Source organism: Enterococcus gallinarum NBRC 100675 (genome assembly GCF_001544275.1).
Classification (GTDB): domain Bacteria; phylum Bacillota; class Bacilli; order Lactobacillales; family Enterococcaceae; genus Enterococcus_D; species Enterococcus_D gallinarum.
The window spans coordinates 1-12880 of the sequence record NZ_BCQE01000050.1; the positions used below are offsets into that span (position 1 = coordinate 1).

Genomic DNA, 12880 nt, shown 5'->3' on the forward strand with positions numbered 1-12880 from the left:
TTTGTTATCTGAAGTATTTTTGCGTGATTTAATTCGTGAAGAACGAGAAAAAGCCCGAATCAATTATGTATTTCTTTCAGATTCTGGTCGGATTCCTATTGATCAATGTATAGCAGAAAATGGACGTATTCATTTAATGAAAACTTTGGATTGGGTATATGATCAATCACCAAATATGTTGATTGCTGGTGCAATCGGTGGTGGGAAAACCTATTTATTGTATTCTTTAATTCAAGCTTGTTTAAGTGTTGGGACAGTAGATATTTGCGATGGAAAAGCGGCAGATTTAGCAGCATTAGGTGATGTCGATGTATTCAAAGGACATGTGTTTTACAAAACAAATGAAGAAATGATTATTTGTTTACGAAATGCATTAAAAGAAATGAATCAACGGTATGCCTATATGAAAACCATGAAAGATCCTAAATATGAACCAGGGAAAAATTATGCTTACTATGGGTTACCACCGCATTTTATCTTTTTTGATGAATGGGCAGCTTTTTATGGTTCGTTGGATATGGAAACAAGAAATAAAGTCGATAAATTGATTCAACCATTAGTATTAAAAGGTCGTCAAGCAGGCATGTACGTTATTTTAGCGATGCAACGACCAGATGCGGAATATTTTCCAAGTGGTGTTCGAGATAATTTAACGTTCCGTATTTCTGTTGGTCGATTATCTCCGATTGGCTATTTAATGACTTTTGGTGAAGATTTTAAAAATAAGCCATTCTATAACAAAGATCAACCTGGTCGTGGGTATGCTTTTCCAGGATTTGATGTACCTGTAGAGTTCTTTGCGCCATTTGTTTACAAAGACTATCACTTTATTGAGGAATTTAAGAAATTTGACACAATGATTGTGCAAGATTTTTCTGTACTGAAAGAAGAGGCGTTTACTAGTTCTGAAGAACAAATTGTTCGTCAAGCGCAATCGTTAAAAGGAAATAAGAAAACAAATGGGATAGATGGGGAAAGTTATACACTTTTATAATTTAGAAGGAAGTGGTGAAGTATGGGTGAAGTTTTGTATCGTGTTTCTTCAGCTGCGGGTGAAATTTCACCCGATTTTGCGGTTCGAAGATTATACGAGTGGATTAACAAAGTAGAATACTATACAAAAGGTACTTATGTTTTCCGACGAATTGAGCGCGAGACATTATTTGTTACGAGAAATCAGATCGTTTTGACAAAAGAGGATATATTGCGTTTTCGTCAGGTATATCGATTATGCAAAGAAGAAAACTTACAGCTACATTTAGCAATTTTACAGTGTTTTGCTCCTGAACAGTATAAAGAATTACAAGAAAAAGAAGATTCATTGATTTAGATATCGGGGTGGCTTTCATAGGTACTATGGGAGAACACATTGTCCGAGTATGTGCTGCCGCGGCTTGTGTCGGCGAAGCCACCGAGACCAGTCGTGGCAGCACATGCTTGGCATGTGTGCCACAAAGAGGTCGTGCGCTTGCGCACGGCCTCTTTGTGTAAAGCCCCCCGATATATAATATGGGGGGCAGAAATAACATAACACAAATAAAAAAGTGTATTTAAATCAGTTATATCAAGGCTTTAGCTAAGGTTAGAAGGAGTATCCCTTTTTAGAAAAATTAGGGGGTACCACCTGTTATATCGGGATTTCTAGCAGATTAAAAAAATCAAGATTTGTTATTTTATAAAGGAGGTAGAATATGACACCGATTGAATTGCGAAATTATCGAAAAAAATTGAGTTCTATTTACACTTCAGGTGGAGAGAAAAAGTTACTCTCTCAAAAACGTTTTGCACAGTTATTGGGATGCTCGGTAGATTATATAAAGAAGATGGAACAAGGAAAAAAGAAAATCCCAGAGGATTTTGAACAACGAATCAAGGAGCGATTTCGATTGTATATGAAAAGCGGAATAGATCTTCGAGCAATGATTGATTATTTGCGTCTTTCCTTTTTTGGGACAGACTACAAAACAGTGATTCAACGTGTATTACGAATGGATCTGACAGAATTTGAAACACGTCCAACGGGCTTGTATCTTTTTGACTGTCTTTCTGTTCGTGGGAATATCTGGGTGTTCTGGCATTCAAAACGAACCGTAACAGAAAATGTACTTGTGCAATTTTCAGGACAAGGTTGCCGGGAATATGAGGAAGTCATGCGTGAACAACAAACAGATTGGCGAACATGGCTATATTCTATTTGGAAAAATCAAGGAAAGTTAGAAGCTGGTTATACACGTGTGCAATGTAGTCGATTCGATATTGCGTTAGATGAACTTTGGGGATTGGAAACGGAAGAACATTTCGATCTCTTTGAATTACTAGAAAAACAAAAAGCAGGTTTATTAGAAATGGACTTTAAGAGATTCCAGAATATCGGCGGTTGTTTTTTAGATGATGGCTATTTTCGAAGTGAAGGATTATCTTTGTATTTTGGATCGCGAAAGAGTCCTCTCTTTTTTAATTTTTATGAGAAACGTTTTGAAATTGCGAACCGAGAAAAAATTTCAGAATTAGAAGCATTAACGAAATATGGTATTTATAATCGATATGAGTTACGGCTAGCCAATGAGAAAGCAACACAAGCAGTAGAAGCATTTATTTTAGGTGATTCACCGAAACGTTTAGGAGAGATTGGCGTTGGTTTAATTAATGCAAAACTTATTGTTTGGGATCGACTGGAAAGTGATGCACGGATTGTGGACGAACGATGGGCAAAATTATTTCGTTCGATGGAAGAATTGGATTTTACAGTAAAGCCAGAAAAATTCTCATTAGATCGTTCAGAACGCTGGTTTTTGAAACAAGTAGCTCCGACATTAAAGTTGTTACAAGAAGCAGATCGTATTTTAGGAAGAGACTTTGTACAAGAAGGGATTGATAATGCCGAACTAAATGACGAGCAACAAAACTATCTAGAATGGATGGGAACGTCAGGAGGGAAAATTGCATGAATGCATATACGACAACAAAATGGCTGCGCCTGTTGGATTTAAAGGCTGCAATCGAAGCATTAAATGAAAAGATGGTTGATTTGTCTTATTTTCGTTTTCGAGTTCCTTATATTGAACAAGCGGTAAAAGCTGGACGTTATCAGGAAAAAGAGAACTGGCAAGAAATTGCACGCTTATTAGAAGTTCGTAAGGGATACGAACAAGAACTCGAAGAGTTGGAATTTAGCCGAAGGAAAGGAAGGCTAGAATTCATTCGCTTTTATCGATTTTCATTGCCAATACCTGCGATTTTAGCGGTTAAAAAAGGCTGCGATAAAATGAAGATATACGAAAACTGTGTGGCAGCACTTAGCAGCGAAAAACCTCTTATGGAAGAAATTTCATTGGCGACTGTCACTTGGGAAATGAGTCGCCAGCCAACAGAAGAACAGACATATCTTTCTTTAGAAGAGATTGAGATAGAATTAGAGGAAATTGGTCGCTATGCCACTTGTTCTACCTATTGTGGATCGGTCATTAGTATTGCTGGTGTGATTGTCTAAATGAAAAAAATTATGATTTATGTTGGTGCGTATTGGTCACGTGATCCAACAGTATTAGAAAATCCAGAGGCGGTACACTATTGCTTGCGCCAATTATTCTATCTGTATAAAGAACGATTAGAATCGTTGATTCGTCAGTTACCATATACTGACAGACGTTTAGATGAACTGCTTCTAAGGTATCCAGCAATGTATAAACGACGAAAAAATAGATTGTTACCAGAAGAGTATCCCATTGAAAAACGTGAACTTGAAGGGCGATTTGTGGCTTATTTCTATGATGATGTTCGTATGCGCTTAGTAGAACAACGAATGGAAATAGAAAATGATCGCTACTATTTTATCAATTATTGTAAGAAGCGTAAGTATCAAGTAACTGATGATTTTTATGATTGTATTTTACAAGATGGGGAAGTGATTCTATCCAAAATTGCTCCAAGTTTTCGTGAACTTGTGCCGATTGATTTTTTGAAAAAATGTCATTTGCGGATTCTTCCGTAAAAAAGAGCTATAAAAGGAAAGAAAAGTAGAAGCCAAATCGGTTTCTGCTTTTTTATTTTTTTAGGAAGGAGAAGATGGTATGTCACTGGAATTTTTAGGAGAGCCAATTGAAAAGGAAGAGTTCGTTTCGCATTATATGGATTTGTTTATTCAGGTGATAAAAAAACTTTGTGCGATTGATGAATTTTATCCACGCGAACAAGACTATCTAGCCGCTGAACGAATAAAAATCAGATTATTATGGGAAAAATTCACAGATGAAAATAACCGACCGCCAGATTATCGCTATTTATCAGATTGTTTAACGAATAATGTGCTTTCTAAAGAATACCTATTTCACAAACGTGAGAAAAATCAAATGTCGGTTGAACATTTTTGTGATTGTTATATTGCATTATTGCGTAGTCAACAGTTATTAACAGTAGAACGATATGGTGCAGAGTTTGGTTATGTCATGCAAGCTGAGCGTCATAGAGCTACAAGATGCTATGAAAAAGAAGATCAAGTGATTGATGGCTATGAAGAATTATGTATTCGAAACAATCGCTATTTGCAACAACGTTTATATGAACAATTGATGATGGATTTTTCAAATCTCTATAGAGGGTATGAATGTTCGATGATTCAAGAAAGGTAGAAGAAAAGGGGGAATTTTTATGTGGCGATTATTATTTATGGTGGTATGTGGTATGGCATTGTTCTATGTGTATCGTGTCTATCTCTATCCACGAATGGAACGATGGACAAGTTGGTATAGAGATCCTTTAAAACAACGAAAAGGATTGAAGCGGTATCGTTATGAATTACTTGTTGAATTTTCGGATGGGCGACAAGCACAGTATTATTTTTTTGCAAACTATCCAAAATACAACACCAGTGAACTATTGATTCAATTATTCAAAAATAATCCATATGTTGGGTTAGAAGAAAACGGACGGGAGTTCTTTTATCGTTCAGATAATATTAGTGCGGCGTCTATGAACAAAACACGAATTGCATAAAAAATTGGAGGAATAATCATGAAAAAAACAACATTAGCAGTCGTAACAACACTAGGAATTTCATTATTTTCGTTTCAATTAGGGAGTTCATTGGTTTATGCAGATGAAACTGTAGAAACACCTAAGTCAGAAATTGTAGAAACATTGCCAGGGGAAGGATTACCAGATGTTGAGACAGAGCTAAATGGAGGAACAACGGAAAAACCAGCAGAACCTGAACAATTGCAGTCAGAGAAACCTGAAAAAGAGCCAGTGGCACCAGAACCAGAGTTTCCTGAATCAACTTTACCGACTGATTCGATCGAAGAAGAAGGTGTGCATAGTTCAACAACAACGGATTCAAGTATAGTCACAACTCCAGAACAATCAGGAACAACCAGTTCTTCTGAAAAGAATACCGATTCGTCAAGTATGGAACAGCCAACGATGTCGTCTACCAGCGAAGAACCAAAAGAAGAACCGAATCAACCTGTTGAAAAAGTAACTGAAAAATCAGAATCAATTACAAAAGAAAATAAACCTGTTGTTCCAGCAAAAGAAGTCACAGTATCGGTAACCCCAAGCGGTGAAATTACGACGAATACTTCTCAAGGAATGAGTGTACCGATTGTCACTAGTAATGTAGAGGAATTGACCCATATTCCAACACCAACCACCCCATTAAAAGTAGAAGGTGGTCAAACAATTGTTGGTGTAAAAGATGGTATTCCATTAATCCAAGATAGTGAAGGGAATTTGGTAAAGGATTTGTCGATTCCTGTAAAGAAACTTCCAAGTGGCAATATTGAAATCAAAACAGCAGATGGAAAAACAAAAGTCTTACCAAAGACTGGTGAAGAAATACATGTTGCACTTTCTGTTCTAGGAGGAGTGTTGACAAGTATTGCTGGATTTGTTGGATATAAAAGAAAGAGAAAAGGAATAGAAAATGAGGGTAATTGAATGGACTATTTTTCAGAAAAACAAGCTTATCGTTGTCAATCGTACGTACTAGTAAAAACATACTAGAAGGAGTAGCTTATGAAAAAACGACAACTACGGCGCAAAGAAAAAGTTTATACAGAGAAAGTACCGAAGCAAAAGAAAATCCATTCAAAAAAAGCAGTGAAATGGATTTGGTGTTTGGTTTTATTTCTTTGTTTTTCAGGGGGCTTGGCATTTTTTCAATCCATGAAAACGAAGGTTCAAGTGTCGTTTTTGAAAGATGAAATCCAACAATTACAAAAGAAAGAAGTACAAAGTCGGTCAGAATTAACGTATACACCAGAAATTGAATCCTTTATGAATCGTTTTGTTGCTTTGTATATGAATACATTCGATAATCAGGAATAAGAACAACAACGTCAAGAAACATTAAAAAAAGAGTTTTATGCACAAAACTTTATTCAAGAACTAGGAAGTGTTTCAAGTGTTCGAAAATTAACTGCTGCTTCGTTTATTGGATTAAAAGAAATTGAAACCATTCCAACAGCTAGTTATAAAGTTACTTATGATATTCGCTCGATGGATTCAGAAAGTAAGAAGGAAACAAGTGTAACAATCACACAAGTACTTAATCTTCCCTTTTCTGTTTCAAACAAGGGCTGTCGTATTATTGCTTATCCTTATTTTACGGCACTACCAAAGAATACAGAAAAACAACAGATGATTACTTATGATGACACGTTATATGAAACAGTAGATGCGTCGGAAGCGAATGGTGTGGAAGGATTTGTGGAAGATTTCTTAGATAAGTATGCGAAAAACAATGCAAAAGATATGTCATACATGATGAAAGAACCTGAAGGACTCAATCAGACAGCTAAAGTTGATCAAGTAGAGATGAAAGTATTGCGTTATAAAGAAACGAAAAAACCTTTTATTGTAAAAGCAACGGTCGTCTTTCGAGATGGTGATACGTCACTTTTACAAAAAGAACAAATGATGCTTGTTATTACGAAAAAAACAAATCAATATTATGTTGAAAAATTAACACATAATTGGTTGGATAGGAAAGGAGAAGAACGGAAATGACACTGAAGGGAATTGTAGATTTTATATTAACGCAAGGTGGCTATTTTTTAATAATGGTGGTTGTTTATCTGGGATTGCGAAACTTTATGAAATCAAAAGTAGGAAATGCATTAATATCTATCGCAGCAGGTGCCGCAGTCTATTTCTTCTTAAATGATCCAACGCGTGTATTTGATGCGTTTGGTAAAATCATTGAAAAATTATTTATGGATTAGGAGGATAGTGAAGTGGATTGGGAACCTTATGATTATTCGATTGTTTATGCGGAACCTTATCGCGTACAACAGATTACAAGCAATTGGCGTCTTCCATTTCCAGTTGCATTAGTCAATGCAGCAACCTTTTTGTTGGTTGCAATCTTTGAATATTTATTTTTACGTTCGTTTATTAGTTGGGTCATTTCTTTTTTTCCACCAGCAGGAGTTGTTTTTTATATAGGACTTCCCTATTTATGTGTGTTAGCACTGGCAAAACTAAAACCTGATGGAAAAAAAGTGCATTTTTATTTATGGGATTGGTTTTGTTATATGATTCGTATGATGAATGGTGATTGTGTGTATTATAACTGGGATAAGGTATCAAACAATGCGTTGGAAGAATTACTTTTTGTGAATAAGTATGTTTATTTAGAGGATTAGAAAAAGGGACAATCAATTGGTTGTCCCTTTTTTATTGGGAGGTGAAACTTATTGGTGCTTGTAAAAGAACCAGTAAAAGCATTCAAGAAAAATTGTTTGTTAAATGGAGAGGATTGTATCTGGGCCTACTATCATGTTTTTCCACGAACAATTTCAAAAAACACACCAAAAAAGACACAGGAAATAAAAGAAATGATGGCTCGTTTACTGTTACTTTTAGCAGATTATGAAGATGTGGAGTTGGTGATGTATCCACGAACAATGAATTTACGGACGAAGTTTGACACATTAGGAAAGGGATTTTCTCCCGATAGTCAAGCAATTGGTACGTATTATGCAAAAGAAACAGTGACATTGTTGGAACGAGAAGGACAAGTCTATCGTCCTTCATTTATTTTAGGAATCAAAGTCAAAGAAAAAGCAACGGTGGAGAGCTTTCATGATGTACTAAATCTAATCTGGTTAGATGTGGCAGGAAGTTTAGCACGTTTATTTGGATTAGAAGTAGATGATTTGGAAATATTATTTTCTGAAAGTGATCCTTATGTAAAAGAAGTAACACAATTACTTTATAGTTTTTCTATTCGTCCATTAGTTAAAAAAGAGCTGTTGTATCTCAATCGTCTGCAATATATTCGAGGAATGGCTCACAAAATAGAAGAACAAAATAATTGGGAAGTACTGAAAGACAATCAAGGAACGTATGTACGTATACCGAAGGAACATAAAGGCCTTCTTCAATTAGAAGATGAGTTAGGGACTAGTTATTTAGCATTGTTGCCTATTGGGGAAACACCTGAAAATATGAGAAATTGTGATCTATTTCAATTTGCTCAGGATCTTTCTTTCCCAGCAGAATTGCGAATGAAAATTCACTATCCACGCTTGAAAGGACAGGGAGGTATTGGTTTAAAACTGAATTGGCTATCGGAACGGTTCAAAACAGAGCATAAGGAATTGGTTCAAAATGATGAAGAACCTAGTGAACGCTTATTAACTGTTCGAGGATTAGTAAAACATTTAAAGCAACGAGTAGATAATGGGCAACCTGTCGTCGATTGGATCGCATGTTTTATTGTATACGGTCAAACGGTTGAAGAAGTTCGTCAAAATAGTGCAACGGTTATTCAACAACTTCATACGATTATCCATATCCACCGTGCAAAAAATGATCAACGAGAATTGTTTTATAAATGTTTATTAGGGCAACCATTGGGACGGCAGTTACATTGGAAGCACCGAACAACTGTAGAAGCAGTTGGCGAATGGTTGTTTTCAGCAGTATCAGAATTAGGTATGGAATCCGGCTGGTATATTGGTCGGCAAGATACATTAGGGGATGGTGGTTCTCGAGGAGAAAAAACACCATTAGAAGAATTAATTTATGCGTCAAATCGTTTTGTCTTTTTGAATCTTCTAGCCATTGCGGAAGGAATCAAAGGTGCGTTGTTTGATGCGCCTCATGTAGCAGTAACTGGAAAAACCGGTAAAGGGAAGACCTTTTTAGTTGGCTTGCTCTTTTTGTATAGTTCGTTTATGAATGTACAAAGTTTATTTGTGGATCCCAAAGGAGAAAAGCGCAAATGGTTTACGAAACTCATTCAAGACCCTTATTATCAGAAACATTACCCTTTGTTTGTAGAACATTTGCAAAAAATGAGTTATGTCACGTTAGATGCTACAAATCCCCGTAATTATGGCGTATTAGATCCAATTGTTTGTTTATCCCGAGTAGATGCGAAACAAGTAGCCCAGGATATGATTGATGAGTTAAGTCCGTTAGGTACCAATCACCTTTTAAAAGGGGCGGTATTAAAGGGAATCCAAGAAGTTTTAGTTCAAAAAGAAGCCGGACAACAAGTTGGCTTGATGCATGTGGTCGAGTATTTAGAACAAATGGAACAAAAAGAGGTTCGAGAATATGGTGAGTTTTTACGCTTGACGGTAGAAGATTCGATTTTACGTTTAGGATTTTCTTATGGAGAAAACCCGGGATTAGACTTTAATGCCAAAACAACGATTTTAGAGATCCAAGATTTGAAATTACCAAATGACAATGTCCGACCAGAACTATATACAGATGCGGATCGAAAGTCTTTGTGTTTGATGATTAGTTTAGGTCGTTTTTGTGAAATGTTTGGAAAACGAGATAGTAGTAAGAAAACAGCGATTTATTTTACAGAAGCATGGGTATTTAATAATTCGAACGCAGGACGTAGTATTATTGCAGCAATGGCGCGTGTGGGGCGTTCACAGATGAATCAATTAGTGTTAGATACACAATTTATTGGCGACTTAGGTTCAGATAAAGAAAAAGGGAATTTTGGTGTTGTCTTCGCTTTTGATGAAGACAGTGAGCGAGAAAAGATTTTGACTCATTTACGTTTGGAAGTAAATGAGGCGAACTTATCTGAAATGAGCCATATGATTAAAGGACAGTGTTGGATGTTAGATCCCTATGGACGTGTAGGAAAACTCAATGTACACAGTTTGTTTGAAGAAATGACCGCTGCATTACAAACAACGGAAAAAACAAGTCACTCTCAAGTAGAAGAACAGGATACGTTAATCATGCAATAGAAATGAGGTGAAACAATGGCTGATATAAGGCATAAGGAAAAGAAATGGTGCGTTTTGCTTTTTTTAACGATTGGATTCGGACTGCTTTTTGTTGGTGGATTGGTGTATGCGGCAGAAAAGCAGGTGGATCAATCGATCTATGAGATTGGGAAATTTCATATTGATACCTTTTCTTCTTATTTATCTGATAGTGAATTTTCATTAGGCAAAATGTTATTTGGGGCAAATGGCACAGATTTTCTAAAAATGATGACGAATATGTTCTTTAGTTTAAGTAAATTGATTTGGCAAGGACTTGATTTTGTCATTGAGAAGCTCTATGAAGGAGCTGCAATGAACGAGTTAATTCACCAGTTTTTCACTTTTTCGGATACTATTTATTCGAAAATATACGATCCTATTGGTGTGGGGATTGTCGTCTTGTATGTGTTATATCTATTTACTCTTCGTATATTTAGAGGGAAACATTACGCAAAAATGGTGTTTATTCGATTTCTCTTCGTTGTCATTTTTTCAATGGTTTGGTTTGGCTATGGTAGTAACGTACCTAGTAAAGGAGAAGCTTTTACCAAAGGGTTAAATGATTTGTCCGTGGAGGTAGAAGGCTTTATTTTTTCTGCTACAAATAGTCTAGATGAATTGGCGACAAAAGATGTCAATGGTGTTTTAGTGCCAACGACACAAAAGGAAGCCATTCAAAAAGTGCGCCAACTTTATTATAAAGCGGCTGTTGTTGATCCGTATCTATTGTTAAATTATGGGACAACAAATATAGAAGAATTGTATCAAGCAGAGATTGAACCACAAGAATTTCTAGCCAAGGAAGCGTCAAGTGAAGAATTATCTGATATTGAGACAAAAGTGACCACTGCTGCAGGAGAAGATAGAGGGAAAAAGAAGACTTATCGTGTCTATATTCAACCAACTAAAGCTGTTTATAAAGCAGTCGTTGGTTCTATGGTGCCATTGCTTAATCTAAGTATTGGATTACCACTTGTAGTGATTGGCATGATTCGTTTTATCTTTCAAATGTTGGTATTGTGTTTATTACTTGTGATTCCTTTTTCATTACTCGCTTCTTTTGTTCCAGTATTTGATTATATGCTCATGAATACCTTAAAGTCCTTTTTGGGCTTGATGTTTCAAAAATCTTTTTATAGTGTGATTATTTTGGTGGCATTTTTGATCTATAACATAGTAGACGATTTAATTCCAATGAATACTGTTTTTGGTTTTTTAGGAAATATGTTTGTTAAAGCACTCCTATCAATTTTACTCATTGTAAAACGGAAAGATTTATTAAAGAAACTAGGGTTAGGCGCTGCAGATCAAACTATAAACAACACGAAAAACATAGCAAGTCATTCTTTATCTCAAATGAAACAACTGCCTGGACAACTTTCAAGTGCTGGGCAAAATTTGGCAATCAAAGGTGCAGGATTAGCAGGGAATGTGTATCGAGCAACGAATCCACTCGCTTCTGCAGCGATACATGGATTTCAAAAGTTTCAACAAAAACGAACACCACAAGAACCGGCAAAAGCTGGTCAAGTGATTAATCCGTTTGAACTAGGTGGGCGTTCAAATCAATCCTTGCCTTATAGTGGTCGTCACGTTCGTTATCATGGGGTAGCCCCTGAAAAGACTTCTACCAAACCGAAGACAGAGCAGAATTCTGGTCTTTCAAGTGGTTTGATTCCAAATTCGTCCATGACTTCAGTAGAACCAAAACAGCAGGTACAATCATTGGCACAATTGAGTAAGCAACAAGGGAATAATCAAAGAAAACCATTGTTAACAAAAGGAACGGCTTTTGTTGGTCAATCGATTCCGTTGCCTTCTGGAAAAGTACCCGTGCCACAATTAACAGCTGCTGGTTCTCTTTCACTACAGATTCGCCAAGTGAAAAATCAGGCGAAAAATGGGCGTTATCCAGCAATGCAGCAGTTATTGAATCAATACTCTGTTCCTAATTCGTCGGTAGCCACTCTATCAGGAAATCGTTCTGTGCAACAACCGGGGCAACGTTCGTCTGAAAGTAAACCGTCGATTTCCGCACCAAAATCGTTACAACCTGCATTTTCTTCTTTAGATAAGCCAACAGAGCAATCGGAAAAAATAGAAAAGGATCCTAAAACACTGCCGATTTTGGACGCAAAACCAGGAACCGATTTTACTTTACCAAAAGGACGAACAGTCCAAAAACCATTATCGAAGAAAGGATGAGGAAGAAATGAAGAAAGGGTGTCTAGGTTGTCTTCTTTTCTTTATTCTTCCCTTTTTTTTATTGCCATTCTTTTTTTCAGGAGAACTTTCCGAGGATGGAGGAGAAGCTACAGGTCTAGCTGTCTCTTTTAATGGGGAATATACCGAAGGATTACCGATTTTTTCAGAGATTAAAGGACGTGGTCCGATCACAGATGAACATGCGCAAGCAGCAGTCGGTGCAGCTGTAAAGTATCAGTTATTACCGAGTGTGATTCTTTCTCAATTAGGCTATGAATCGGCTTATGGACAGTCACAATCTGGAAGAAACGATACGAACTTTTTTGGGATTACCTGGTTTCCTGGTTGTCCCTACCCACAAGGTTCTGCACGTGGAATTGGTGGTTCTGAAGGTGGCTTCTATATGAAGTTTCCGAACCTAAAAGCTTGTT

At 36.5% G+C, this 12880-nt stretch carries 14 protein-coding genes and 1 pseudogene; all 15 read left to right on the forward strand.

Features of this window, described 5'->3' with window-relative positions; all coding sequences use genetic code 11:
• A partial coding sequence (locus EG2_RS19265) for an FtsK/SpoIIIE domain-containing protein (protein ID WP_060815599.1) occupies positions 1–994 on the forward strand: 994 nt, incomplete at its 5' end.
• Between the two features lie 21 nt (positions 995–1015).
• Positions 1016–1330: a hypothetical protein gene (locus tag EG2_RS17485; RefSeq protein ID WP_060815600.1), complete on the forward strand. Its 315-nt coding sequence runs from the start codon at positions 1016–1018 to the stop codon at positions 1328–1330.
• A gap of 361 nt (positions 1331–1691) precedes the next feature.
• Complete coding sequence (locus EG2_RS17490) at positions 1692–2948, forward strand: replication initiation factor domain-containing protein (protein WP_060815602.1); 1257 nt, start codon at positions 1692–1694, stop codon at positions 2946–2948.
• Positions 2945–3490, forward strand: a complete 546-nt coding sequence (locus EG2_RS17495) for a hypothetical protein (RefSeq protein WP_060815603.1) — start codon at positions 2945–2947, stop codon at positions 3488–3490. Before EG2_RS17490 ends, EG2_RS17495 begins: the two co-directional genes overlap by 4 nt.
• Positions 3491–3991, forward strand: a complete 501-nt coding sequence (locus EG2_RS17500; protein WP_002312979.1) for a hypothetical protein — start codon at positions 3491–3493, stop codon at positions 3989–3991.
• Between the two features lie 79 nt (positions 3992–4070).
• Entirely contained in the window at positions 4071–4628 is a 558-nt protein-coding gene (locus EG2_RS17505) for a hypothetical protein (protein ID WP_060815605.1), read from the forward strand.
• A gap of 19 nt (positions 4629–4647) precedes the next feature.
• Positions 4648–4992, forward strand: a complete 345-nt coding sequence (locus tag EG2_RS17510; RefSeq protein WP_060815607.1) for a hypothetical protein — start codon at positions 4648–4650, stop codon at positions 4990–4992.
• 18 nt (positions 4993–5010) lie between these two features.
• Positions 5011–5934: an LPXTG cell wall anchor domain-containing protein gene (locus tag EG2_RS17515; protein ID WP_060815609.1), complete on the forward strand. Its 924-nt coding sequence runs from the start codon at positions 5011–5013 to the stop codon at positions 5932–5934.
• A 78-nt stretch (positions 5935–6012) separates the two neighbouring features.
• Entirely contained in the window at positions 6013–6324 is a 312-nt protein-coding gene (locus EG2_RS19845) for a hypothetical protein (protein ID WP_249024320.1), read from the forward strand.
• Positions 6325–6369: 45 nt separating this feature from the next.
• A pseudogene (locus EG2_RS19850) lies at positions 6370–7005 on the forward strand (conjugal transfer protein); the annotation flags it as partial.
• Positions 7002–7220, forward strand: coding sequence for a TcpD family membrane protein (locus EG2_RS17525; protein ID WP_002312989.1), 219 nt, complete (start codon positions 7002–7004; stop codon positions 7218–7220). The pseudogene EG2_RS19850 and the gene EG2_RS17525, both read left to right, overlap by 4 nt.
• A gap of 12 nt (positions 7221–7232) precedes the next feature.
• Positions 7233–7643, forward strand: coding sequence for a TcpE family conjugal transfer membrane protein (locus EG2_RS17530; protein ID WP_060815610.1), 411 nt, complete (start codon positions 7233–7235; stop codon positions 7641–7643).
• Between the two features lie 51 nt (positions 7644–7694).
• Positions 7695–10223, forward strand: a complete 2529-nt coding sequence (locus tag EG2_RS17535) for an ATP-binding protein (RefSeq protein WP_082709600.1) — start codon at positions 7695–7697, stop codon at positions 10221–10223.
• 15 nt (positions 10224–10238) lie between these two features.
• Complete coding sequence (locus EG2_RS17540) at positions 10239–12449, forward strand: CD3337/EF1877 family mobilome membrane protein (protein ID WP_060815612.1); 2211 nt, start codon at positions 10239–10241, stop codon at positions 12447–12449.
• A 7-nt stretch (positions 12450–12456) separates the two neighbouring features.
• On the forward strand, positions 12457–12880 hold a 424-nt coding region (locus tag EG2_RS17545), incomplete at its 3' end, for a glucosaminidase domain-containing protein (protein ID WP_169793144.1).